We start from the raw sequence: 22816 nt of genomic DNA, 5'->3' as shown, positions 1-22816 counted from the left end.
AACATCTCAGTTAACAGTTCGTGGTCACCGTGTTACGGCCGTGTTTACTGCCACCCGAGTGCACCGAAATCCGGTGTCGACTCCTGAGGCGCCGTCCTGCACAAATCACAAAACCATCACGATGATCGCGTGTCGAATAGCACCTTGCCCGGCGGCGATGGGTCGCAATGATGAACGTGATGTAAATTCTCGAGCTGCGATTATGTGATTCCGCACATGGCATGGCTATTGACTCGCTTTGCGAAGCGCCCCTAACTTTGTTCCCACGAGTAGTCACCGGCGACAGTGCTCGGATCGGTTCCACAACTCACGCATGTGAAAGATGTGCGGAGAGAGGGGTTTTCCAATGCCACAGCCGCAGCAGCTACCTGGCCCGAACGCCGACATCTGGGATTGGCAGATGCAAGGCGTCTGTCGGGGCGTCGATTCGTCCATGTTCTTCCACCCCGACGGGGAGCGTGGCCGCGCTCGCGCCCAGCGCGAGATGCGCGCCAAAGAAATGTGCCGGAGTTGCCCGGTGATTGCTCAATGCCGTTCCCATGCCTTGGCTGTCGCCGAGCCTTATGGCATCTGGGGCGGATTGAGTGAATCCGAGCGCGAGTTGTTGCTCAAGCGCGGAATTCGCCGGACTGCCTGATCGCAGCAAACCTTTGAGAGAGGCCCATCCCACGCGGGGTGGGCCTCTTTCTCACTTCGCGCCGTCCGCCAGCCATTGTTCGAACGTGGTCGGGGCGATGCGGGCGCCGTCGCCGGGAAGCAGGACGTTTCCGGCCAGTTCCTCTCCCAGTGGGCCCGACCAGGACGGAACCAGCTTCACCGAACGGCCCTGCACCGCGTGGGTGCGCCGGGCCATGTCGACCAGATCCTGGGTTTCCGGGCCGACGACGTCGACGTATCGGCCCTGCGGTTCGCCCGCAGCGACCTCGGCCAGCACCGCGGCGATGTCGTCGGGGGCGATCGGCTGTACAAGCAGTGGGGCGATCACCGCGACGCCCTGCTGTTCGGTCCAGCTGGCCGCCATTGCGGCGAAGTCGTGGAACTGCGCGGCCGGGACGATCGTCCATGGCACCGCGCCGGCCTCCACCAGGCGTTCCTGCGCCCGTTTGCCCTCATAGTGGGCGGTGCCCCCGTCGATCCGATTGATGCCGACGATCGACAGCAGCACATGATGGCGCACGCCGGCTCGTTGCTCGGCTGCGAGCAGGTTTGTCGTCGTTGTTGCGAAGTACTCACGGGTCTCGTCCGGGCCGACGGGCGGGGCGCTGATGGCATCGACCACCGCGTCGACGCCGGCGAGCGCCGCATCCAGGCCGTCGCCGGTCATGAGGTCGACACCGAGGGAGCGGCTGATCCGCACAGCATCGTGCCCGTTGCGCTCGAGGGCCGCGACGGTGCGAGCCCCGATATTGCCGGTCGCGCCGGCTACCGCGATACGCATGGAAGACCTCCAGAGATGGTTGTCGGTACCTGTTGTACTGAACGCCGTGGCGATCGCGGGTTCATCCCGGGATCACCGGAATGGTTAGCGCCGAGGCGCCCGGTCCCCAGTGCACGACGGCGCGACCCCGACGGCTGGGCGTATACCGCGCGGGCAGGTGGCCGAACAGAGGATTGAACGGTTCGAGGTATCGGCCGGCGATCAGCAGCCGGAGTTCGTCGCCGGCCCGGAACAATGTCGATGACGCGCTCAGCGGGATGTGGGCGTCCACGATTTCACCCGGTCGCAGCGGATTTAGGACGTCCAGGGATTCCCGCATCGCCAGCCGCAGCCGGCCGTCGGCGATCCGGTCCCGGCCGTAACCGTAGGAGCCCTCGAACGGTACGTAGTGCCCGTCGCTCCATTTCTCGACGCCGACGAACAGGTGCGCGTCGTCCGCGCCGTCCAACGACATCCGCAGCCGCAGGTTCATCGGGCCGGTGAGCTCGACGTCGCGGTCGAAGCGGTGGGAGAACGCGATGGCTTGGCGGCGCAGCCGGAATGACGCGGTGCCCGTCACGGCCGGCTTGGACTCGCCGAGGGCGCCGTCGTCGCCGAGATGCAGTGCAGCCCAACAGGTCCGGGCCAACGGCCAGTCGTGTTCGTCACGCACGGCAACCACCGTGTCTCGGCGTTCGCGGACTTCCAGCCGGACCCGCGGAGGGGCGGGAACATCCAGGCTTCGCAGATGCCGGTCGAAGAACGCGGCCTGCGCACGCTGCGCCTCGTCACTGTAAAACACCGCCCACTTGCCGCCGCGATGCGCGTACGCACTGCACTCCGCCGAGCCCGCTCGCTCGATGAGCCGCCAGGAGCCCTGGCTGTGCAGGTTGTGATCGGAGAAGCTGGCGCAGGCCAGGATCGGCACCTCGATGCTGCCGAGGTCCGGGGTGATGGACTGCCACCACGCGTCGCGCAGCGGATGCCGGCGTCGCTGCGCCCCGATGTCGACCGAGAGGCGGGCGACGCGACGCGTCAGCGTCTGCCAGATCACCGAGAAGCCCCGCTCTGGGATGCCGCCCGGCGTCATGAAGTCGCAGTAGGCGTCGGTGAATCCCTCCCATGGGCAGATGGCGGCGAGGTGGGGTGGCCGCAGTGCCGCCGGCTTATATTGCGAGAGAGCCAGATACGAAACGCCGAGCATCCCCACCCGGCCGTTGGACCAGGGTTGCGTTCCGGCCCATTCGATCAGGTCGTAGGTGTCGCGGGCCTCGTCGTCGGTCAGCAGTGAGCCGGTACCGCCGGAGGTGCCTGCGCCGCGCGAGTCGGCGTTGATCACGACATACCCACGCCCAACCCATGCCACGGGATCGGGTGCCTCCCAGCCGGTCTCGCTCGAAATCTGCAGAGGTTCGGGTTGATTCATGATCCGGAACTGGAAGTTGAGCCGCCAGCCTCTGCCGGTCCGCCGCGGCAGCGCGTCTTTTCCATAGGGGTGCACGGACATGATGACCGGAAAGGGTCCGTCGCCAGGCGGGCGATAGATGTTGGCGCGTAACGTGACTCCGTCGCGCATCGGGACCGCGACGTCATGGTCCTTGATCAAGTCGGTCGGTGCGGGCACGACGCTCACCGGCGGATGCAGGAAGGACCGAATCCGGCGCCGGGCATAGGCCGCTGCACCGGGCCGTCGCCAGGGCCGGTCGTATCGGGTCACCATGTCAGCTGGGCGGTGCCTCGTCCTCGGGAGGAGCACCGACCGGAGTGGGCTGCGGAGGTTGCGGCGCAGATTGTCGGGCCTTCGTCACCCGCACGATCAGATAAACGATCAAGCCGGCAACGGCTAGCACCGCCAGCCAGGGCAGCAACAGACCGAACAGCAACACCAGGTTGCCGGCTACCGAAACCAGTGTGTCCCAGCCGCGTTCGACCTGGCCGAAGAATCCGCGGTACTCGGTGGGCGCAGGCCCGCCGATCTCCTGGGCGATGAACGTGACATCGACGGTGCTGTAGTCGATCTGGTCGCCGAGTGCCTGTCGCTGGGCCCGCAGGCTGTCGAGATCTGCCTGACGCTCGGACAGCGCACTTTCGGCCTTGATCAGTGCGTCGGGGTCTTTGGCGTCACGCATGATGCCGAGCAGCCGGTCGACCGACGTCTGCAATGCCGTGATCCGGGCGTCGAGATCGACGCGCTGGGCGGTGACATCGTCCGCACTGACCTGTACGTGCTCGACGGTGCCCAACGTCTTGAGTTCACGCAGGGTCTCATCGAGCTTGGCAGCCGGGACCCGCAGGACCACCGTCGACCGAGCCCGCCCTGTGCCCGACCCCGCGTCCTCGGATCGGCTGTCGACTCGGCCCTTGGCGTTCTCGACGATGACGGCGGCTTTGTCCGCGGCCTCCGCCGGGTGGGCCACGGAAATCGACATCGACGCCGTCTTGACCACATCGCGTTTGGCCGTCGGCGGTTGGCCGGGCGCGTCCTGCGGCATCGGAGCCCCAGCGGCCTCTCCCGAACTGACGGGCGGCGCCGGCGCGGTCGCGGGGTGCGGATTGGGTCCGGCACAGGCGGTCAGCGGACTCAGTGCGGTGATGCCCGCAACAGCGAGCATCGCCACGCGGGTCGTCGCGGTATGCACCTGCTAGGCCGGCCCTGAGCGCATGGACCCGAGGAAGTACGTCTCGTGTCCGGTCGGGTACCCGCCACCGTCGGTGGCGATGTGGACGTGGTCGTAGTGGTTGGCGGTTTCGTTGCCGTAGTCGGCGGTCCAACTCGGCGCCCCGATGCCCGGGTAGAAGCCCTGTCGCCAGATCACGTGCAGCACGCCCCACCGCTTGGCATTCGCCAGGGCAAAGCCGGCGATCTGGTTACCGAGCTCGATTCCTTCCTGCGAGTGGTAGTTCGGGATCATCACGTCGATCGCCAACCCGTTCGGGTGCCAGGGCAACGGGTCTTGGCGGTAGCCGCCGATTGTCTTGATCTCGAGGAACATCACGCTGATCGCCCGGGCCACCCAGATGGTGTGCACCTGTAGGCCTTCCTCGGGCGCGATGCCGCGAGGCAGCGCCAACTGGAAGTCGGCGCCGGCGACGGGTGCGCTGGCTGCCAGCAATTCGGCTTCGGTGGGCTGGGCGATGCGCGGCATGTCAGCTGCGACGGAGGTCTGGGCGGCCGGCGAAACCGTCGGCGCCGCAACACAACACTTCGGGGCTTCGGTGCTCTGGGCATAGAACATGCCACCGGCGACGGCCACCGAAGCCGCCACCGCCAGCCAGCGACCTCGCGCGCCGGCGAACACATTGACCACGACCAGCACTTTACTGTGACCGGCGACGCGATGTGGCAACCTTCGCCGAGCCGTTTAAATCTCGATCTTCTCGATCGGGTTCGAGCGTTCCAACGGGACGGCGATCCGCTTTCGAGGTGGCGGCGGTGGCCAAGTGAGTAGAGCCTTCAGCGACGTAGCATTGCCAGGGTGAGCTTCGAGGTCCCTCCAGAGGACTATGCCCGGTTCATGGGCCGCTACGCCGAACCGTTGGCTCCGGTTTTCGCGGCATTCGCAGGGATCAGTTCCGGCGATAAAGTGCTCGACGTGGGGTGTGGAACAGGCGCGCTCACGGCACACCTGCGCTCTGTTGGAGCCGACGTCAAGGCGATCGACCCTTCACCGCCGTTCGTCGCTGCAATCGCCGAGCGTTTGCCGGACGTCGACGCCCGTCTCGGGATAGCGGAGGAATTGCCCTTCGCGACAGCATCATTCGACGCATGCCTTGCGCAACTGGTGGTGCACTTCATGACCGACCCCGTGGCCGGCCTCGAAGAGATGGCACGAGTGACCCGCCCTGGAGGCACCGTTGCGGCATGCGTGTGGGACGGCACTTCGGGAGCCCTGGCGCCATTTTGGGATGCGGTGCACATGATCGCTCCAGACGCTCAAGATGACGCGTTCCGCTCAGGAGCGTCTGCCGGTCATTTGACCGAACTGTTCGGCGAAGCCGGATTGACCGGCGTACGAGAGGGTTCCCTCGCCGTCGAAGTCCTGCATGCGACGTTCCAGGAGTGGTGGCAGCCGTACACATTCGGTATCGGCCCGGCCGGCGAATATGTCCGACGACTCGATGCAGACGCCATCGCCCGTCTCGAGGCGACGGCTCGCAAACGGTTGGGCGATGGCCCATTCACAGTCACAGCGACCGCCTGGGCCGCTCGTGGTGTACGGATTTAGGGCTACGGCTGGATCAGCACCTTGAGGGCTTCGCGGTCGGCCATGGCCCGATAGCCGTCCGGCGTCTCGTCCAGGCCGATGGTGCGGTCGAAGACCCGGCCGGGTTCAATGGCGCCGTCGAGGATGTCGGGCATGAGTTCCTCGATGTAGGCGCGGGCGGGTGCAGCACCACCGGTGAGAGTGATGTTGCGCATCATCATGTCGAAACCCATTGGACCCTGGCGGTATTGCGCTACCCCGAGTCGACTGACCGCGCCTCCGGCACGGACGGCCCCGAGGGCGGTGACGAGCGCCTGTTCCGTTCCGACACATTCGATGACGGCATGGGTACCGTCGCCGCCGGTGAGTTCTCGGATCTTTTCCACAGCTTCGTCACCGCGTTCAGCCACGACATCGGTCGCGCCGAAGTCGCGGCCCAGATCTGTTCGGTCGATGTGGCGGCCGTTGAGGATGATCTGCTCTGCGCCGAGGCGCTTGGCGGCCAGGACCGCGCACAGTCCCACCGCGCCGTCGCCGATGACGGTCACCGATGACCCGGGCCGCACCTTGGCCGTCACCACACCGTGGTGGCCGGTACAGAACACGTCGGACAGCGTTAGCAGCGACGGCATCAGGGCCGAGTCCTCGGCGACCGGCAGCTTCACCAGCGTGCCTTGAGCCTGGGGCACGCGTACGGCTTCGCCTTGGCCGGCGTCGACGCCACGGGCTCCCCACCCACCACCGTGGCGGCACGATGTCTGGAGGCCCTCGCGGCAGAAGTCGCAGGTGTTGTCAGCCCAGACGAACGGCGCGACGACCAGATCACCGCGGTTGAGGTTTGCGACATCGGAGCCGACGTCCTCGACGATTCCGATGAACTCATGCCCCATCCGGCGACCGCCGTCCTTGTGCGGCATGGATTGGTAGGGCCACAGGTCGCTGCCGCAGATGCAGGCGCTCGTGACCCGCACGATGGCATCGGTCGGATTCTGCAGGACGGGGTCTGGCACACTTTCGACCCGCACGTCGCCGGCTTCGTACATCACGGTTGCTCGCATGGCTCGACACTAGGTGGCCTGCCTGAGCCCCGGACAGGGACGGTCGTTCGGGGTATCAGCAGTACCCCTCGCTTACAGCGTGGCGGACCTGCCAGGGGCGGTCTGGCCTCGGGACGAGCGACATCGAAGCGTTGACCGCATTCCGGTGAAAGATCAACGAGGGCACCCGGCGGTTTGTAGTTTGCGAGTGTGACACTCCCCCGCCCCGAAACCCGATACGCCGAGGCAGACGGTGTGCGCATCGGCTACCAGGTGTTCGGTTCGGGAAAGCGCACGTTGATCTGCGTCCTGGGGTTCGCTCAGAACATCGAGGTGATCTGGGAAAACCCCGAAGCTGCAGCCTTTTTCGAACGTCTTGGGTCCTTCTGCCGGGTGATTCAGTTCGACAAGCGGGGCACGGGAACGTCCGACCGCGCCCTGCCGCTGCCCTCTCTCGACGCGCGGGTGCAGGACCTCGACGCGGTGATGCGAGCCGAAGCCGTGGACCGCGCCGTCCTGCTCGGCTGGTCAGAGGGTGGCACCCTGGCGGCATTCTTTGCCGCGACGTATCCCGAGCGCACCGAGGGCCTCATCCTCAGCGGGAGCTTCGCAAGCTGGGTGCGCTGTGCCGACCATCCGTGGGCGCCAACTCGTCGACAGCAGTCGCTGGTCTTTCGGTTCGGACCGTTACTCTGGGGCACCGGCATAGCATCGGCTCGCAACATGGCCCCTTCGGTGGCGAAGCAGCCCGGCTTTCGCCGCTGGGCCGGACGGTATGAACGTGCGTCGATCGCCCGATCGAAGCTCACTTCGTTCGGTCAGATGATCGCCGACCTCGACGTCCGCCACGTGCTGCCCGCCATCTACGCGCCGACTCTCGTCATGCACGCTCCCGGGGACCGCATTGTTCCATTCCAAAGCGGCCGTTACCTGGCCGAGCACATCGTGGGCGCCAGGTTCCTCGAGGTGCCTACTGACGACCACGCGGTCTGGTTCAGCGCGCGCGACACATACGCCGACGCAATCGAGGAATTCCTCACCGGCACCCGGCCGAATGCCGACCACTCTCGAAAGCTTGCAACAGTTCTGTTCACCGACATCGTCGGTTCGACAGTGCATGCGGCGCGTGTCGGCGACACAGTGTGGCGCGACGTCCTGGACCGCCACGATGATTTGTGCCGCATCGAGATCGGTGTCTGCGGCGGACGTTGGGTCAAGAGCACCGGCGACGGAATGCTGGCGACGTTCGACAGCCCCAGTCGCGCAATCCGATGCGCATGGGCGCTGACTGATCGCATCCGTTCGGAACTCGGTGTCGAAATACGGGCGGGCCTGCACACCGGCGAAATCGAAATTCGCGGTGGCGATGTAGCCGGGCTGACGGTGCATCAGGCTGCGCGCGTGCAAGGCGTGGCGGCCAACTCGGAAGTGATGGTTTCGTCGGCTGTCCGCAATCTGGTTGCCGGCTCTGGCATCACGCTGGAGGGCCGCGGGACACACACGCTGAAGGGCATCGCCACGCCGTGTGAGCTCTTCCGGGTGCTCGATGTCGCCCGTGAGTATCAAGCCGCCGCTGGGTTAAGCCCGTAAGCCTCTGCGCGAGCGGCCTTCCCTTTCAGTGCGTGCGCGCCCGTGCCAGGGACTCTTCACCGAATTCCAGCCTGGAGTGCTGCTCGAGCGGGCGTAGCCGCTCGTGTCGAAGGGACCCGACTTCAGATCCTCCCCTCGCCGGGCCTACTTCGGCAGGTTGTAGGCGAACGACTTTTGTTGGCGCTGCTTCATTTTCTCGAGGCACCTATGGTGCTTGCGAGCGTGATAAGCCAACGGGAAGTACGTCAGCCGGTCGGGTAGCACCCGGTAGGCAGTGCGGATGGCGGCGTATCTTCGCGTGAGCTGGCATTCTTCTTCGGCGCTCCAGGTGACGCCCAGCTTCTCGCGAAGTCGTGGATCCAACAGCCCGACGATCGACAGATAATTCAAGCGCAACGCGGGCTTCAACGCCGCCCGCACCAGAGCAGCCACGGGCTTCGGCGTCGACGGCGGCACCTCGGTCTTGCCGTTCTTCAGATCCTCGATCAACGACAGTGCCTGCGGCGTGCCTTGCAGCGTGCCGATCATCGCCTCGTAGTAGTCAGCCATTTCCTGCTGAGTCTCGGGATAGCCGCGCATCGGGACGTGCAGCAGACGAGCCAGGCGGCGGTTATCCCGCAGCAGCTCATCCTTTTCCGCGTCGGTGAACTCCCGACCGATCATCAGCCGCCCGGCCTGGGCGTTGACGATGTAGCCGGTGGCAATCACCCACTGATAGGCCTCGGGGTTCAAAGCGCTGATCTGCTTACCGGTTTCGGCACTCTTCATCGTGATGGGCTTGTGCAGGTCGCGAACGCGATCGCCTTCGGCGGCGGCCTCAGCGCCACCGTAGGTCCAGCGCAGCACCGAGTCGACGGAGCGGATAGCGCGACCGCCCGGGTCACCGTGGAAGGCAGCGGAGTACTTCCCGGTGACTTCGGCGATAACCGGGTGCATGGCCTGCATCATGAACGCCGCACCCTCGAGGATGAGGAACGTCCAATGGCCGGTGTGCTCGGCGGTCAGCGAGTCGGGCGGCACGAGTTCGATCGGCCCGGGATCCTCGGTGAACTGGCGGATATCGACATCCGGGGTTGCGGTCATCGGTAACCCTCCTAACGGTTGGCCAGACGCTAACCTGACTATCAGGTCGCATTCAAGTCGCATCAGGAGTGTTGTGTGAGCACAGCAAAGCCCAGATCAGAGCGCCGCAAAGCGCCACAGCAGGCGCGTTCCCGCGAGATGGTCGCAAAAATCGTCTCGACAACGGCGATGTTGCTGCACCGGCACGCCCCTGAGGAGATCACCACGAATCTGATCGCGGAGAAAGCCGGTATCTCGAAGGGATCGATCTACCAGTACTTCGAGAACAAGGATCAGATGATCAACGCCGCGGTCGAGCAGCTCGCCGCCGAACAGGCCCCGGCGATCGAGGAGATGTTGCGGGCACACACCCTGGAGCGGCCGGAGTCGGCGATGGAGTCGTCGATCGATATGCTCATCGACTTCACGATCGCCAATCGTCGGTTGATCCGCTACCTCAACGAACGTCCTGAGCACGTCCGCACCTTCGAGAGCGTGTCCGGGCTCAACGCCACGCTGCTGGCGATGACCCGACTGCATATGACGCACTATCGAAGCCACTACCGCGACGAGCTGAGCACCAGCGCCCTGGCGTGGTTGTTCTTCAACATGGCCGTGGCAACGACCATGCGCTACATCGAATCCGACGACCCCATCTCCCTGGACGAACTACGCGCCGGCTTGAAGTTCGCGTCCAGCGGGTTGTTGGCCGGCGGCCGCGACTAGATCAGCACTCGCAGGCGACTCCGTCGCTGTCGCGATCCTGGCTGGGGGTGTACAGCGGGCTGTCGGTCGGTATATCGCAATAACCCGCGGCTTTGGCGGCAGTGCAGTTCTTGAACGGCACCGTTGGTTGAGCATTCGCGGGTGCGGCGACTCCGATGGCAATGACGCCGAAAACCGACGCGGCCAGCACAGCGACAGATCTGTTCATGATTGGTTCCCCCACTTGTCAATCCGACTCCCCCTCAGGGAGATCAGTAAGGACATCGCCGTGGTGGATCTGAACGTTTCAATCGATCGCCGGGCTTATTTCGTATTCAGGTAACTCCCTTGGCCGCGGTGCCGAATACAGTGCAGGAAGTCGACGCTTGCGAAGGAGAGACGCTGGGATGCCGCACGCTCGCACCCGTGCCGTGGCGGCTGTCGCCGCCCCGGTGCTGTCCGTCGGCGCGCCGACCATCGCCGTGTCGCATGCCGATCCGCTGCCCGGCTTCTGCGTGCCGGCCCATGTCGTCGACAACGTCTGCACCACACGTCTGACGTCGGTTTCCGCCGACGCCGTCAACGGCACCATCACCGGGACACCGGTCGGGGGCAACACAGCGATAACCCTTGCAGGACAGGGCGATGCGTACCTGAAGTCGGCGGGATTCGGCGATGCGGTACCGGAGCCCATCAAGCAGTGGGACACCACCATCGACAGCGTGGGCAGTCTCAGTGTCGACCAGTTCGACCCAAACTGGTACGGCAATGCCAAGACCCGAGTGTTCATGCCGAGGACACTGAATGACCTTGCCACGCAGTTCCCGACGAACACTCTGTTGGTCCGATTCACGCCCGACGACGCTGCGCCCGGCGTCTTCCAGCTGGTGTCGATCCAGCCGACAACCGTCAGTTGATCCTGCGGACGTTTTCCGCGCTCACAGTCAGACCGTCCCAACGCACGTCAGCCGCCATCTGAATCGAGGGGCAGCACTCGCCGTCGCCTGGCGCGTTGGCCAACCACGTGACGTGAACAAGGCCGTCACTGATGGACAGATCCGTCACCACCTCGCGACTGTGGGTGATGTCGCCCAGGTCCACACCACCCAGGCGTGTCGGCCCGGCAGTGTAGAGCTGCACGGTCTCCGGCCACGGCACTCCGCCGGCGCTGCAGTCGGTCACCATCGCGGCATCGGTGTTGTCCTCGCCGGTCAGGCTGCCGAAGGCAACCTTGTAAGGTTCGCCGAGTTGGTCGTATCTCCGGGCGATTCCAACATGCCCGCGGTGCGACTCCTGTTGTGGCAGAGTGCCGTTCACCAGATTGCCGGGGTCGTGCTGACATAGCGCAGGCACTGGCGCGGACAGCAATTGCTGCAGCGTGACCACGGTGCCGCCTGCGGGGTCCGCGCTGCCGGTCGCCGGTGTCACCACACTGATCACCACAGCGCAGACCACGCTGACCATCGACCAGCGGTTGCGCTTGTCGCCGTTGTTCATCTGCGCCTCACTCACGCGTGACGGGACGAGTATGCGGGCAGCATAGGCGCAGGTCACTGCGTGTGGTGTTGGATTGCAGCCATGACGGCAGAGAATTTCGGCGCTCACCCCACATCGTCCGAGGGCACGGTTACGGTGACCGAATCCGGCACGGGGACCTATACACAGCAGATCACTGCGGGGCGGCATCAGCTGATCGCGGACGAACCGAAGCCGATCAGCGAGGACGCCGGGCCGACGCCGTACGACCTGCTGTTGGCCGGGCTCGGGGCATGCACGTCGATGACGATTCGGATGTATGCGAACAAGAAGGGCTGGCCGCTCGAGCGGGTCCAGGTGAGCCTGCGGCACTCCCGCATTCACGCCGAAGATTGCGCTGAGTGCGAGACCACGAAGGGCTGGGTCAGCCATATCGATCGGTCCATCACCTTGGTCGGCGACCTCGACGACAGCCAGCGTGAGCGGCTCCTCGCGATCGCCGAGCACTGCCCGGTGCATCAAACGCTGACGTCCGAGGTCGACATCGCGACGTCATTGGCTGCATTCAGCTGACCCGAGCCCAGGGCTCGCAGTTGTGCGTCTCGAAGGCCATGACCGTCGAATTGATCGCCGCGTTCATCGGGCCGATGGACATGTTGGTCGCGACGACGTGGTCCTTATTGGTGTCCGGCGTGCTGTAGGTGACCCACACGCACATCGAGTCCTGGGTTGGCACATCGTTGATGTAGACGGCGAAGGGTGCCGCCGATCCGCTGGTGTTGTACAGACCAGGCGCGATGTCACGGCCGACGAGAAAGACGCCCTCTCCGGGGATGGGGTCGAGCGGATCGGCGTTGGCCGGCGGAGCGACCGCGACGGCAGCGATGGCGGCGGCGGCGGCGGCGAAGATAGCCGCCCAAGGGTGGCGCGGCAGCACCGATAGCGGCATCGTTCCTCCTCAGACTGGCGTGCGATGTGCGGCGACGCGCAGGATGCTCAGTGCACAGGTCCGGCGCCGCTACCGATTCCAACAATTCCGGTTGTCAGGATCCATGCCGGTAACGAATTGCTCACTGGCGTGCCCGTCGTGGCCGCCGCGGCCTGCATCGGCGGTGGTGGGGTGCAGCCACGGCAGTGTGTACGTCTGTCGGGCAACGGAACGAATTGACCCAGACGACCGCGCACCGTCTGCAAAAATCGCTTTGGTGCCAGGGGATCGAAAGGGCCGCCCATTGCTAGAAGTGATCGAGAAGGGTGCGACTACGAGCGCGCATCCATTCCCATTGCTTTTCGTCCACGGAGCTTGCAGCGCCGCAGGAGTGTGGGATGACCATTTCTTGGATTTCTTCGCCGATAGCGGCTACCACGCTGTCGCCGTGAGTCTTCGTGGCCACGGGGCCAGCAGTTTGTCCCAGCCGCTCAGATCATGCTCGCTCGAGGACTACGTCGACGACGTCGACACCGTAGCGGCGGGTTTGAGCTCGTCACCGGTACTCATCGGGCATTCAATGGGATGCTGGGTTGTACTGAACTACCTTGCAAGACAGAGTGTTTCAGCGGCAGTCCTGCTGGCCCCCGGCACGCCAGCGGGATTGCGTCGATGGGCACTGCGAGCTCTTCGCCGGCACCCGTGGCGGGTCTTCATTACCAACACATTCGGCAATCCGGTGGACCTCTTCAGCACACCGGCATTGGTCCGTGAGTTCCTGTTCAGCCCGAACACCCCCGACTCAATTGTCGAATCGTGTGCGAGCCGTTTGGAACCCGAAAGTGTGCGCGCCGCCCGGCAGACGGTCAATCCGCTGCCCGTTCCTGATCTCGTAACAACCCCACTGCTTGTTCTCGGTGCGAGAGATGACGCCTCGCGAGTCGACGGGGATGCCTCGGCGGTGGCGAAAATCTACCGAGCAGACCTGGAGCTATTCCCGGACATGGGACACATCATGATGCTCGAGCCCGGCTGGAAGGCTGTCGCCGAGCGCATCGATGACTGGCTGGCAAGTCAGGGTAAGTAAATAAACTGATGGGCAGCATGAAGTCGTGGCCGCAGCCAATGCCGTCTGCATATCGCTGAACGACGCTGGCTGTCACTACAGCCAGGTCGGGTTTGGTTACTCGCGCGGGCGTATGTGACCCGAAACGAAAACACCCCCGGCCCAACAGGACCGGGGGTGCTTCCGTGGAACTCGTCAGTGCGCGTGGCCGTGGTGATGGCCATGGCCGGCATGCTCGTCGACCTCGACCGGCTTCTCGACGATAGCGGTCTCGGTGGTGAGAACCATGCGTGCCACCGACGCGGCGTTGAGCACCGCGGAGCGGGTCACCTTCACCGGGTCGATCACACCGTCGGCGATCAGATCGCCGTAGGTCAGCGTCGCGGCGTTGAAGCCGTGTCCGACCGGCAATTCGCTCACCTTGTTGACCACGACGGCGCCGTCGAAACCGGCGTTGGTGGCGATCCAGAACAGCGGAGCCGACAGTGACGACGCGAACACCTCGACGCCCAGCGCCTCGTCACCGGACACCGTTGCGCGCAGCGCATCCAGTGCCGCATTGGCCTGGACCAGAGCACTGCCGCCGCCGGCGACGATGCCCTCCTCGACCGCGGCCTTGGCTGCCGAAACGGCGTCCTCGACCCGGTGCTTGCGCTCCTTGAGCGCGGTCTCGGTGGCCGCACCGACCTTGATCACCGCAACACCGCCGGCCAGTTTGGCCAGCCGCTCCTGCAGCTTCTCGCGGTCCCAGTCGGAGTCGCTCGCCTCGATCTCGCTCTTGAGCTGCTTGACGCGATCGGCGATCGCCTCGGCGGTGCCGCCACCGTCGACGATCACGGTGTCGTCCTTGCTGACCACCACGCGGCGCGCGGAGCCCAGCACCTCGAGGCCGACCTCACGCAGCAGCAGGCCGATGTCGGGGTTGACCACCTGACCACCGGTCACGACCGCCAGGTCGTCGAGAAACGCCTTGCGGCGATCACCGAAGAACGGCGCCTTGACCGCAACAGCCTTGAGGGTCTTGCGAATTGCATTGACGACCAGCGTCGACAGCGCCTCACCCTCGACGTCCTCGGCCACGATCAGCAACGGCTTACCGGCCTGCGCAACCTTCTCCAGCAACGGCAGCAGGTCAGGCAGCGAGCTGATCTTGTCGCGGTGCAGCAGCACCAGCGCGTCCTCGAGGACGGCCTCCTGCGAATCGAAATCGGTGACGAAGTAGGCCGAGATGAAGCCCTTGTCGAAACCGACACCGTCGGTGATCTCCAGCTCGGTGTTCATGGTCGAGGACTCCTCGACACTGACCACACCATCGGCGCCGACCTTGGTCATCGCCTCGCCGACCATCTCGCCGACCTCCTCGTCGCGCGAGGAGACGGTTGCGACCTGGCCGATGGCGACCTTGTCCGACACCTGCTTGGCCGATGCCAGCAGCGCCTCGGACACGGCATCGGCCGCGCGGCCAATGCCTACACCCAGCGCGATCGGGTTGGCACCCGCGGCCACGTTGCGCAGGCCGTTCTTGATGATGGCCTGCGCCAGAACGGTGGCCGTGGTGGTGCCGTCGCCGGCGATGTCGTTGGTCTTGGTGGCCACCGACTTCACCAGCTGGGCACCGAGGTTCTCGAACGGATCTTCCAGCTCGATCTCACGCGCGATGGTCACACCGTCGTTGGTGACCGTCGGGCCGCCGAACGACTTGGCGAGCACCACATGGCGACCGCGCGGACCCAGCGTCACCTTCACGGCGTCGGCGAGCTTGTCGACGCCGACCTCCATGGCTCGACGCGCAGTCTCGTTGAACTCAATCTGCTTGCTCATATGTCAGTCCTGACTTCGCTCCAGCGCGTTCCGCCCCGGAAACCGCCCGCACGAATACGGGGACCTCCGGGGCGGTTCACGACTGCTACTTGTTGACGACCGCCAGCACGTCGCGGGCGGACAGGATCAGGTACTCCTCGCCGTTGTACTTGATCTCGGTGCCGCCGTACTTGCTGTAGATGACGGTGTCACCCTCGGCAACGTCCAGGGGAATCCGCTTCTCGCCATCCTCGTCCCAGCGGCCGGGGCCAACTGCGACGACGGTGCCTTCCTGCGGCTTCTCCTTGGCGGTGTCCGGGATGACCAGACCGGATGCGGTGGTCGTCTCGGCCTCATTGGCCTGTACGAGGATCTTGTCCTCGAGTGGCTTGATGTTCACGGCCACGATGGAGTCCTCCACTTAGTTAACTTGCGGCCGGGGCTGTGGCGCCCGGACCAGTCGGAATTGCCAGGTGTTCGGCGTACGTCCATGCCCTCGCGCCGTCGTCGCGGGTGCCGGCACAGGGGTTGTCCGCAGCCACCTAGCACTCTATACATGCGAGTGCTAGCACTCAAGGGTGGCATGCTGCCTATTCGCCCAGAGCGGACACCGCGGGCTGTTCACCCAGCTCATGACGCACGCGTAAGTCGCCGTAGAACGCGATGACCAGCGCGTTGAACAGGTCCGCGCGTTCCCATTGCAGGAAGTGCCCGGCACCCGGCAGCATGACGGGTCCAGTCCGATTGGTGAAGGCCACCTCGCAAAAGTGCATGAACTCCGGGCCGACGACATGGTCGTCCATGCCGTAGAGGATCAGGGTCGGGACGTCGACCTTGCGATCCATGATAGGCGGCTCACTGACCGGCCGGCCGTGCGCCAGCTGGTAGACGGCCCATCCCGCCCGCAGCCGCTCCGCACTGCCGAAGGGCTCGGTCATGAAGTCGACGTCGCCGGGACTGAACGTGCCCGGCGACGCCCATAGTCGGTGGCCGTACATCTCCCCCACGTAGCGCCGTCGCTTGTCTTTCGTGTCGAGTTCGGCGGCCAGTTCGTCCGGGGCGGCGCCTTGCCGTTGGCGGTAATCTCCGGTCGGGCCGTCGCTCAGGATGCTCATCGGGTCGAGCCCGGCGGCGATGTAGTCGTCGAAGACCAGGGGCGGCACGGTGTCGAAGAAGACGAGCTTCTCGACGAACCCGGGATAGCGGTGCAGCAGGTCCACCGCGACCACCCCACCGACGTCGCCGCCGACGACCCCGCACCGCTCATGACCCAAGGAGCGGACCAACAGGTAGACGTCTCGGCTGTAGGCCGCGATGTCATAGACGTCGTCTTGTGACATGTCGGAGTCTCCATGTCCGCGCAGGTCCGGGGCGATCACCTCGTAGCCCGCCTCGGCGAGTGCGGCGATGTTGCGCCACCAGATCCGCTTGGTTTCGGGGTAGCCGTGCAGCAGAAGCAGCGGGTACCCGGCCCCGCTTTTCGGCCCCTCGTGGACGTAGGCCAGCGTCAGCCCGTCGCGCCCGGGGCTGGGCGGCACCTCGGCGCGATGGATCGTGAAGGCATCGGGTCCCGGAGTATCCGGCTGCGCGGGACGCAGCCGGATGTCGTAGTGCATCAGCGACCGGCTCGGCTGGTGGCGACCTGACCCGCGATGACGGGCAGGCCCGGGTCGCTGGGCACGTCCAGCGGTGACGGCGCGGCGCCCGCGGCGATGAGGTGCGCAGCGAAGGAGGCGATCATCGCCCCATTGTCGGTGCACAATCGCGGTCGCGGGATCCGTAGTGTCAAACCGGCTGCGGCACAACGCTCTTCGGCCAGTTCGCGAAGCCGCGAGTTGGCCGCGACCCCGCCGGCGATCAGCAGCGTCGAGACCCCGAGCTCGGCGGCGGCCCGCACCGCCTTGGCGGTCAGCACGTCGGCGACAGCCTCCTGGAACCCGGCGGCTACGTCGGCGGTCGCCACATCGGGATGACTCTCGACATACCGCGCGACGGCGGTCTTGAGCCCGGAGAACGAGAACGCGAACGGTTCGTCGCGCGGGCCGGTCATGCCGCGCGGGAAGACGATGGCGTCTCGATCCCCGGTGCGGGCCAGTTCATCGAGCGGCCGGCCGCCCGGATAGCCGAGGCCGAGCAGCCTGGCCACCTTGTCGTAGGCCTCCCCTGCCGCGTCGTCGACGGTGCTGCCGAGTTCGATGATCGGCTCACCCAGTGATCGCACGTGCAGCAGATGGGTGTGCCCGCCGGACACCAGCAGTCCTACGCATTCCGGCAGCGGACCGTGGTCGTAGACATCGGCCGCCAGATGTCCACCCAGGTGGTTGACGGCGTAGAACGGAACGCCCCACGCCGCGGCGTACGCCTTGGCGGCGGCCACCCCGACCAGCAGGGCTCCCGCCAGCCCAGGCCCGATCGTGGCCGCAACGACATCGGGCTTCCCGATCCCGGCCACCTGCATGGCCCGGCGCATGGTCGGCCCGAGCGCTTCGAGGTGGGCGCGGGACGCGATTTCGGGTACCACCCCGCCGAATCGGGTGTGCTCGTCGACGCTGGAGGCCACCTCATCGGCCAGCAGCGTGACGGTGCCGTTGTCGTCGAGGCGAGCGATCCCGACTCCGGTTTCGTCACAAGAGCTTTCGAGGGCGAGCACAATCATGGTGTGGGATCCCGTCGCATGGTGTAGGCATCAGCGCCGCTGACCCGGTAATAACGTTTACGCACACCAACTTTCGCGAAACCAAGGCTGGTGTAGAGCGCGATCGCCGGCGCGTTGTCGGTGCGGACCTCCAGGAACACCGTCGACTTCGGGCCGACCTCGCTGAGCAGCTCGACCATCATCTGCCGACCGATACCCTGACCCTGGTAGGCGGGATCGACTCCGACGGTGTGGATCTCGTATTCGAACGGCGGAATCCGGCCCAGGCGCGATATCCCGGCGTAGCCGACCAGCTTGTCGTCCACCCGCGCTGCGACATAACGATTGTGCGGAACGGCCAGCTCACGCACGAATGCGAAGTCCGGCCAGGGATCGTCGCCGTCGAACAACATGTTCTCCAGCTCGGCGCAGCGAGCGGCGTCGGCCTCCTGCAGCGGGCCGTAGCGGACGTTCATCGCAGGACCCCGCGTTCCGCGAGCGTCTTCGCGTCCGGGCGACGGAGGTACAGCGGAACCAGCGGCTCGGGTTCGGCATCCAAATCTGCAACGGCGGCAACCAGACCCGTCGCCGTCGGGTAAGCCGGCCCGACGACGGGCAGGCCGAAGAGCGCGGCGTGTTCCGGTGATCCGGCCACCGCCGCGGCGTCGCCGACCGAAACGTCGGCGGGCGCGGCGACATCGGGGCCCTCGAGCCGCGTTCCGTCGGCGTACCGCGCCCAGTACACCTCACGGCGACGAGCATCGGTGACGACCAGGACCTCGCCGGTGGTGTGAAGGCCGATGGCGTCCAGGCTGCACACCCCGTGCACCGGGATGTTCAACGCGTGTCCGTAGGCCGCGGCGGTGGCCATCCCCACCCGCAACCCGGTGAAAGGTCCTGGGCCGCAACCGACGACGACGGCATCCAGGGCGGCCATGGTCAGCCGGGCGTCGGCGACCGCCATCACCACATTCGGGGTCAGCGTCTCGGCGTGGGCGCGCGCGTCGAGCGTGATCCGCTCACCGGCCACCTCGATGCCACGCTCACGCACCACCACCGCCGCCGTGACTGCCGGCGTGGCGGTGTCGATGACCAAGATATTGCGAATCATCCGTGATTCCACTGCCAGATCGCGGTGCGCACGTCGCTGTCAGCGGCGCGCTCGAGTCGGATGTCGAGGTGGTTCTCCGACAGCCGCTCAGCCAGACCTTCGCCCCACTCGACCACCACGACGGCATCCTCAAGGTCGGCGTCGAGGTCCAGCGAATCGAGTTCGGCCAACAGGTCGGCGCCGGTGTGTTCGAGCAACCGATAGACGTCGACATGTACCAGTTCCGGGCCACCGGGCCGGCGCGCGCGGTGCACCCGTGCCAGTACGAACGTCGGTGAGGTCACCGGGCCCTCGACATCCATGCCGAGCGCGATCCCCTTGGTGAGAGCGGTCTTTCCCGCTCCGAGCGGTCCGGACAGCACGACGACGTCACCGGCCCGAAGTTGTCGGCCGAGCTGTTCGCCCAGCGCGATGGTGTCCTCGACGGTGGGCAGCTCACGCGTGCCGCTCTGTACCTGCGTGCTATCCACGGGTCCGGTCCTTGAGCCGCCGGGCCAAAGCCACCAGTTTCGACGGAGTCGCACGTTCGACGAGCTCTACGAGCCCATCGTTGATCAGCTCGGGCCGCTCGAGCTGCACCAGATGACCTGCGCCCCCGACTATCAGCAGATCACTGTCCGGCAGCACGTCCGCCATTTCCTCGGAGTGCACCATCGGGGTCAGCACGTCGTGATCACCACAAGCGATCAGCGTCGGGATCCGGGCCAGCACCGGAAGCGCCGCGCTCTCGTCGTGAACTTCCAAGGCGTGCAGGAACTCCACCAGCGTGGCGATCGGCGTGTCGTGAATCATCTCCTCGGAGTACGCGACAACACGCGGGCTCATCTGGTCGTCGCCGTAGGACGCGGCCCGCAGGATGGGACGGATGACGGCGCGCGCCGCACCGCGGGTGCGGTGGACGAGCTTGGGCGCGTACCGAGCCGCGAAGCGCACCGCTTCCAGTGCGGGGTTCTGCAGGATCTCGCCGAGCGGTGAACGGGACAGGCCTTCGGCGGCCGAGGAGATCAGCGCCGCGCCGACGATGCGGGTGCCATAGTGCTTGGGGAACTGGCGGGCGTGCGAGAGCACCGTCATGCCGCCCATCGAGTGCCCGACGAGCACGACGGGACCACGCGGAACCATCACTTGCAGAATCGTTTCCAGATCCTTGCCCAGCTGTTCCACCGTGTAGGTCTCGACCGGTGCGGGGCTGGACTGACCGTGCCCACGCTGGTCGTAGAACACCATCCTGACCTGATCGCCCCAGCGGTCCGCCAGCGCCGCGCGCTGAAAGTGAAACGATCCCATCTGCAGGCAGAAGCCATGGGCGAACACCACCGTCAGCGGGGCGGTGGTCGGTCCGACCTCGCGCACCACCAGCGGGATGCCGTCGGGGGTGGTGACCACACAACCGCGGTCGGCGTGAAGCAGTCCGAAATCCTCACGCTCGTAGATGTCTTCGACTGCGGACCGGTGCCCGAGCGCGCGGGCGGCCGAGACACCGGCGACGGTTCCGACCGCGCCGAGCCCGGCGACTCCGGCAAGCAGACCGGCTCGCTTGCCCACGCCGAGGCCGGGATGCTCGGCCTTGCGGGCCAGCCGCTCAGCGCTCTTTTCGGCCCGGCGCGCCAGCCGTCCGTCGATGCCGCGCGGCTTGGGGTTCACCCGCTCGTCACTGCCCATCGGCGGCGGCCTCCCGGTAGGTGCGCACGACCCGTCCGCGCGGGCTGGTGACTACCTCGTAGTGGATCGTGCCGAGCAGGTCGGCCCAATCTTGAGCGGTCGGTTCGCCGGACGCGCCGGGGCCGAACAGGATTGCCTCGTCGCCCTCGGCGGCGTCGGGGTCGCCGGGGCCGAGATCGACGACGAACTGGTCCATGCACACCCGGCCGACGCTGCGACGCAACCGACCGTTGATCAGGACGTCGATGCGGCCGCCGAGTGTGCGATACAGCCCGTCGGCGTAACCCACCGGCAGCAGCGCCAGGTTGGTGTCCCGCTCGGCGATCCAGGTGTGCCCGTAGGACACTCCGTCGCCGGCTTTGACCGGTTTGACCATCGCAACGGTGCATCTCAACGTCATCGCCGGGCGCAATCCCATACCACCGCGTTCCGGGATCGGGCTCAGCCCGTACACCGCGATACCGGGACGAACCATGTCGAAGCCCAGATCCGGCCGCGTCATCGCCGACGGCGAGTTGGACAGGTGCGCAACGTCGAAGGTGATTCCCCGTGAGCGGGCTTCGGCAATCATGTCGGTAAATCGTTGTGCCTGAAGATCATTCAGCGGATCATCGGGGACGTCACCGTTGGCCAGGTGCGACATGATGCCGCGCAGCCGGACCGCGTCGGCGGCAACCCCACGCTGTAGTTCGGTCAGCAGGGCCGGGTAGTCCGCGGCGCTGACCCCGTTGCGATTGAGCCCGGTGTCGACCTTGACAGTGACCTCAGCCGTGCGGCCTGTGCGTTCGACGGCGTCGAGCACCGCTCCGACCTGAAGCACCGAGGACACGGCGACTCCGACGTCGGCCGACAGCGCCGGGGCGAAGTCGGTTCCCGGCGGGTGCAACCAGGCCAAGACCGGTGCCGTGATGCCGCCGCGACGTAGCGCCAGCGCCTCGTCGATGGTGGCCACACCCAACTCGGCCGCGCCGGCGTCGACGGCCGCCTGACCGGCCGGTACGGCGCCGTGGCCGTAGGCGTCGGCTTTGACGACCGCCATCACCTGGGCGGAGCCTGCGTGCTCACGCAGAACACGCACGTTGTGGGCGATCGCCCCGAGATCGATGATCGCTTCGGCGCCGGGGCGCCAAACCTGGGTGTGCGTCGACGAGGTCAACGGAGTCGTGTGCATAGTCATGTCACCACGGCCAATTGTCCCAGAAACCGACACGAGGCCCCGCATAGGGCGCTGACCTGTCCTTTCATCGCTGAAGGGGCGGTAGAGTCGGCAGTATGCGGGTGCTGTCGATGGACGACGCCGTGCTGGCCGAGCGGCCGGACCTGGGCGAGACCTCCGAGGGCCCGGCGCACTCGCGGATCGCCACCTGGCTGGAGAAGCTGATCATCTCCGGGCGGCTGACGCCGGGCGACAAGTTGCCGGCCGAGGTCGAGATCGCCGGAGCGCTGGGCGTGAGCCGGATGACGCTGCGCCAGGCCCTGGCGGCCATTGAAGCCAAGGGACTCATCCGACGCAGCCGGGGGCGGTTCGGGGGCAACTTCGTCGAGACGCCGCGGCTGGAGTTCGACCACACCGGCCTTCCGGGATTCACCGAGCAGCTGCGCAGGCTGGACATGGCCGCGGGCGCACGGGTGATCGGCGCTGCCACCCGTCCGGCGACGGCTGTCGTGCGCCAAGCACTGCACCTCAAGCGGGGCGCTCAGGTCTACAAGATCGTGCGCATGCGGTCGGCCAACAACACGCCGGTGTTGATCGAGGAGACCTATCTGCCGGCCACCCGCTTCCCGGGACTGCTGGCCGCCGACCTGACCGGCTCGATATACGCGCTGATGGCCGACGAGTTCGACACCCCGCTGTATTCGGCCGATGAACACATCGAGGCGGTACCGGCCGGTGAGTCCTCGGCCGAGCTGCTGGGCGTGGCGGTCGGCGATCCGTTGCTGCTGGTGACGCGAACGGCGTACGACGGCAACGACGTTCCGGTGGAGTTCTCCTACGACTACTTCCGCTCGGACCGCACCCGCATCCGGGTGAAGTCCGGCCTCGACCGCGGGCCCGACGCCAAAGTGGAGACCTCGCCGGCGTCCTAGCACCGCCGCGACCCAAACTTGTCGGACCCTTCCG

The 22816-nt window shown here is 66.1% G+C and carries 26 protein-coding genes; 8 read left to right on the top strand and 18 right to left on the bottom strand.

What is annotated here, in order from left to right; all coding sequences use genetic code 11:
* Window positions 1-346 precede the first annotated feature (346 nt).
* Entirely contained in the window at window positions 347-637 is a 291-nt protein-coding gene (locus AB431_RS06990; RefSeq protein ID WP_047333164.1) for a WhiB family transcriptional regulator, read from the top strand.
* Window positions 638-688: 51 nt separating this feature from the next.
* Here the strand turns inward: AB431_RS06990 and AB431_RS06985 are convergent, their stop codons facing one another.
* From AB431_RS06985 to AB431_RS06970, 4 genes are all read right to left on the bottom strand, one after another.
* Window positions 689-1438 carry an SDR family oxidoreductase gene (locus tag AB431_RS06985; protein ID WP_047329321.1) on the bottom strand — a complete coding sequence of 250 codons (750 nt, stop codon included), beginning with the start codon at window positions 1436-1438 and terminating at the stop codon, window positions 689-691.
* Window positions 1439-1499: 61 nt separating this feature from the next.
* Window positions 1500-3137 (bottom strand): CocE/NonD family hydrolase, encoded by a 1638-nt coding sequence (locus AB431_RS06980; RefSeq protein ID WP_047329320.1) that lies wholly within the window; start codon window positions 3135-3137, stop codon window positions 1500-1502.
* A 1-nt stretch (window position 3138) separates the two neighbouring features.
* Window positions 3139-4029 carry a DUF4349 domain-containing protein gene (locus AB431_RS06975; RefSeq protein WP_047333163.1) on the bottom strand — a complete coding sequence of 297 codons (891 nt, stop codon included), beginning with the start codon at window positions 4027-4029 and terminating at the stop codon, window positions 3139-3141.
* A 30-nt stretch (window positions 4030-4059) separates the two neighbouring features.
* Window positions 4060-4734, bottom strand: a complete 675-nt coding sequence (locus AB431_RS06970) for a glycoside hydrolase (protein ID WP_144418212.1) — start codon at window positions 4732-4734, stop codon at window positions 4060-4062.
* 159 nt (window positions 4735-4893) lie between these two features.
* On the opposite strand from AB431_RS06970, the gene AB431_RS06965 reads away from it, so the two are divergent.
* Window positions 4894-5643: a class I SAM-dependent methyltransferase gene (locus AB431_RS06965; RefSeq protein WP_047329318.1), complete on the top strand. Its 750-nt coding sequence runs from the start codon at window positions 4894-4896 to the stop codon at window positions 5641-5643.
* Between the two features lie 2 nt (window positions 5644-5645).
* Here AB431_RS06965 and AB431_RS06960 read toward each other — a convergent pair whose 3' ends face one another.
* Window positions 5646-6680: an alcohol dehydrogenase catalytic domain-containing protein gene (locus tag AB431_RS06960; protein ID WP_047329317.1), complete on the bottom strand. Its 1035-nt coding sequence runs from the start codon at window positions 6678-6680 to the stop codon at window positions 5646-5648.
* A 189-nt stretch (window positions 6681-6869) separates the two neighbouring features.
* On the opposite strand from AB431_RS06960, the gene AB431_RS06955 reads away from it, so the two are divergent.
* Window positions 6870-8249, top strand: coding sequence for an adenylate/guanylate cyclase domain-containing protein (locus AB431_RS06955; protein ID WP_047329316.1), 1380 nt, complete (start codon window positions 6870-6872; stop codon window positions 8247-8249).
* 144 nt (window positions 8250-8393) lie between these two features.
* On the opposite strand, the gene AB431_RS06950 is transcribed toward AB431_RS06955, so the two are convergent.
* Window positions 8394-9332 (bottom strand): oxygenase MpaB family protein, encoded by a 939-nt coding sequence (locus AB431_RS06950; protein ID WP_047329315.1) that lies wholly within the window; start codon window positions 9330-9332, stop codon window positions 8394-8396.
* A gap of 138 nt (window positions 9333-9470) precedes the next feature.
* On the opposite strand from AB431_RS06950, the gene AB431_RS06945 reads away from it, so the two are divergent.
* The gene (locus AB431_RS06945) at window positions 9471-10037 is read left to right on the top strand and encodes a TetR/AcrR family transcriptional regulator (protein ID WP_047329314.1); all 567 of its coding nucleotides are present in this window, start codon (window positions 9471-9473) and stop codon (window positions 10035-10037) included.
* A gap of 1 nt (window position 10038) precedes the next feature.
* Here the strand turns inward: AB431_RS06945 and AB431_RS06940 are convergent, their stop codons facing one another.
* Complete coding sequence (locus AB431_RS06940) at window positions 10039-10245, bottom strand: excalibur calcium-binding domain-containing protein (RefSeq protein WP_047329313.1); 207 nt, start codon at window positions 10243-10245, stop codon at window positions 10039-10041.
* A gap of 178 nt (window positions 10246-10423) precedes the next feature.
* Here AB431_RS06940 and AB431_RS06935 point away from each other — a divergent pair, with 178 nt between their 5' ends.
* The gene (locus AB431_RS06935; protein ID WP_047329312.1) at window positions 10424-10933 is read left to right on the top strand and encodes a hypothetical protein; all 510 of its coding nucleotides are present in this window, start codon (window positions 10424-10426) and stop codon (window positions 10931-10933) included.
* Here the strand turns inward: AB431_RS06935 and AB431_RS06930 are convergent.
* Window positions 10926-11528: a hypothetical protein gene (locus AB431_RS06930; protein WP_200902702.1), complete on the bottom strand. Its 603-nt coding sequence runs from the start codon at window positions 11526-11528 to the stop codon at window positions 10926-10928. The genes AB431_RS06935 and AB431_RS06930 overlap by 8 nt on opposite strands.
* Before the next feature lie 66 nt (window positions 11529-11594).
* Between AB431_RS06930 and AB431_RS06925 the strand changes: the two genes are divergently transcribed.
* Window positions 11595-12065 (top strand): OsmC family protein, encoded by a 471-nt coding sequence (locus tag AB431_RS06925; RefSeq protein WP_047329310.1) that lies wholly within the window; start codon window positions 11595-11597, stop codon window positions 12063-12065.
* On the opposite strand, the gene AB431_RS06920 is transcribed toward AB431_RS06925, so the two are convergent.
* Window positions 12058-12441 (bottom strand): hypothetical protein, encoded by a 384-nt coding sequence (locus AB431_RS06920; RefSeq protein ID WP_047329309.1) that lies wholly within the window; start codon window positions 12439-12441, stop codon window positions 12058-12060. The genes AB431_RS06925 and AB431_RS06920 overlap by 8 nt on opposite strands.
* 283 nt (window positions 12442-12724) lie before the next feature.
* Between AB431_RS06920 and AB431_RS06915 the strand changes: the two genes are divergently transcribed.
* A complete protein-coding gene (locus AB431_RS06915) occupies window positions 12725-13507 on the top strand; it encodes an alpha/beta hydrolase (RefSeq protein ID WP_047329308.1) in 783 nt (260 codons plus the stop codon).
* Between the two features lie 174 nt (window positions 13508-13681).
* Here the strand turns inward: AB431_RS06915 and groL are convergent, their stop codons facing one another.
* The 9 genes from groL to alr all read right to left on the bottom strand — a co-directional run bounded on the left by groL (window position 13682) and on the right by alr (window position 21871).
* A complete protein-coding gene (gene groL / locus AB431_RS06910; protein WP_047329307.1) occupies window positions 13682-15307 on the bottom strand; it encodes a chaperonin GroEL in 1626 nt (541 codons plus the stop codon).
* Between the two features lie 85 nt (window positions 15308-15392).
* The gene (gene groES, locus AB431_RS06905) at window positions 15393-15695 is read right to left on the bottom strand and encodes a co-chaperone GroES (RefSeq protein WP_036346100.1); all 303 of its coding nucleotides are present in this window, start codon (window positions 15693-15695) and stop codon (window positions 15393-15395) included.
* 181 nt (window positions 15696-15876) lie between these two features.
* Window positions 15877-16902, bottom strand: a complete 1026-nt coding sequence (locus AB431_RS06900) for an alpha/beta fold hydrolase (RefSeq protein WP_047329306.1) — start codon at window positions 16900-16902, stop codon at window positions 15877-15879.
* A complete protein-coding gene (tsaD, locus tag AB431_RS06895) occupies window positions 16902-17942 on the bottom strand; it encodes a tRNA (adenosine(37)-N6)-threonylcarbamoyltransferase complex transferase subunit TsaD (protein WP_047329305.1) in 1041 nt (346 codons plus the stop codon). The genes AB431_RS06900 and tsaD overlap by 1 nt, the downstream gene beginning before the upstream one ends.
* Complete coding sequence (gene rimI / locus AB431_RS06890) at window positions 17939-18397, bottom strand: ribosomal protein S18-alanine N-acetyltransferase (RefSeq protein WP_047329304.1); 459 nt, start codon at window positions 18395-18397, stop codon at window positions 17939-17941. Before rimI ends, tsaD begins: the two co-directional genes overlap by 4 nt.
* Window positions 18394-19032, bottom strand: a complete 639-nt coding sequence (tsaB, locus tag AB431_RS06885; protein WP_047329303.1) for a tRNA (adenosine(37)-N6)-threonylcarbamoyltransferase complex dimerization subunit type 1 TsaB — start codon at window positions 19030-19032, stop codon at window positions 18394-18396. The genes rimI and tsaB overlap by 4 nt, the downstream gene beginning before the upstream one ends.
* Entirely contained in the window at window positions 19029-19502 is a 474-nt protein-coding gene (gene tsaE, locus AB431_RS06880; protein ID WP_047329302.1) for a tRNA (adenosine(37)-N6)-threonylcarbamoyltransferase complex ATPase subunit type 1 TsaE, read from the bottom strand. The genes tsaB and tsaE overlap by 4 nt, the downstream gene beginning before the upstream one ends.
* Window positions 19495-20694 (bottom strand): alpha/beta fold hydrolase, encoded by a 1200-nt coding sequence (locus tag AB431_RS06875; protein WP_082135576.1) that lies wholly within the window; start codon window positions 20692-20694, stop codon window positions 19495-19497. Before AB431_RS06875 ends, tsaE begins: the two co-directional genes overlap by 8 nt.
* On the bottom strand, window positions 20684-21871 hold the full coding sequence (gene alr / locus AB431_RS06870) for an alanine racemase (RefSeq protein ID WP_144418211.1): 1188 nt from the start codon (window positions 21869-21871) through the stop codon (window positions 20684-20686). Before alr ends, AB431_RS06875 begins: the two co-directional genes overlap by 11 nt.
* Before the next feature lie 95 nt (window positions 21872-21966).
* Here alr and AB431_RS06865 point away from each other — a divergent pair, with 95 nt between their 5' ends.
* Window positions 21967-22782 (top strand): GntR family transcriptional regulator, encoded by an 816-nt coding sequence (locus AB431_RS06865; protein WP_052960223.1) that lies wholly within the window; start codon window positions 21967-21969, stop codon window positions 22780-22782.
* Window positions 22783-22816 lie beyond the last annotated feature (34 nt).

It is taken from the genome of Mycobacterium sp. EPa45 (assembly GCF_001021385.1).
Taxonomy (GTDB): domain Bacteria; phylum Actinomycetota; class Actinomycetes; order Mycobacteriales; family Mycobacteriaceae; genus Mycobacterium.
This window is presented reverse-complemented; position numbering and strand designations above follow the sequence as displayed.

Bases quoted from the DNA above. Each gene is read 5' to 3' on its own strand.
- AB431_RS06990 (WP_047333164.1), top strand. From the start codon at position 347: ATGCCACAGCCGCAGCAGCTACCTGGCCCGAACGCCGACATCTGGGAT.
- AB431_RS06985 (WP_047329321.1), bottom strand. From the start codon at position 1,438: ATGCGTATCGCGGTAGCCGGCGCGACCGGCAATATCGGGGCTCGCACC.
- AB431_RS06980 (WP_047329320.1), bottom strand. From the start codon at position 3,137: ATGGTGACCCGATACGACCGGCCCTGGCGACGGCCCGGTGCAGCGGCC.
- AB431_RS06975 (WP_047333163.1), bottom strand. From the start codon at position 4,029: ATGCTCGCTGTTGCGGGCATCACCGCACTGAGTCCGCTGACCGCCTGT.
- AB431_RS06960 (WP_047329317.1), bottom strand. From the start codon at position 6,680: ATGCGAGCAACCGTGATGTACGAAGCCGGCGACGTGCGGGTCGAAAGT.
- AB431_RS06950 (WP_047329315.1), bottom strand. From the start codon at position 9,332: ATGACCGCAACCCCGGATGTCGATATCCGCCAGTTCACCGAGGATCCC.
- AB431_RS06945 (WP_047329314.1), top strand. From the start codon at position 9,471: ATGGTCGCAAAAATCGTCTCGACAACGGCGATGTTGCTGCACCGGCAC.
- AB431_RS06940 (WP_047329313.1), bottom strand. From the start codon at position 10,245: ATGAACAGATCTGTCGCTGTGCTGGCCGCGTCGGTTTTCGGCGTCATT.
- AB431_RS06935 (WP_047329312.1), top strand. From the start codon at position 10,424: ATGCCGCACGCTCGCACCCGTGCCGTGGCGGCTGTCGCCGCCCCGGTG.
- AB431_RS06925 (WP_047329310.1), top strand. From the start codon at position 11,595: ATGACGGCAGAGAATTTCGGCGCTCACCCCACATCGTCCGAGGGCACG.
- AB431_RS06920 (WP_047329309.1), bottom strand. From the start codon at position 12,441: ATGCCGCTATCGGTGCTGCCGCGCCACCCTTGGGCGGCTATCTTCGCC.
- groL (WP_047329307.1), bottom strand. From the start codon at position 15,307: ATGAGCAAGCAGATTGAGTTCAACGAGACTGCGCGTCGAGCCATGGAG.
- AB431_RS06900 (WP_047329306.1), bottom strand. From the start codon at position 16,902: ATGCACTACGACATCCGGCTGCGTCCCGCGCAGCCGGATACTCCGGGA.
- tsaD (WP_047329305.1), bottom strand. From the start codon at position 17,942: ATGATTGTGCTCGCCCTCGAAAGCTCTTGTGACGAAACCGGAGTCGGG.
- rimI (WP_047329304.1), bottom strand. From the start codon at position 18,397: ATGAACGTCCGCTACGGCCCGCTGCAGGAGGCCGACGCCGCTCGCTGC.
- tsaB (WP_047329303.1), bottom strand. From the start codon at position 19,032: ATGATTCGCAATATCTTGGTCATCGACACCGCCACGCCGGCAGTCACG.
- AB431_RS06875 (WP_082135576.1), bottom strand. From the start codon at position 20,694: ATGGGCAGTGACGAGCGGGTGAACCCCAAGCCGCGCGGCATCGACGGA.
- alr (WP_144418211.1), bottom strand. From the start codon at position 21,871: ATGACTATGCACACGACTCCGTTGACCTCGTCGACGCACACCCAGGTT.
- AB431_RS06865 (WP_052960223.1), top strand. From the start codon at position 21,967: ATGCGGGTGCTGTCGATGGACGACGCCGTGCTGGCCGAGCGGCCGGAC.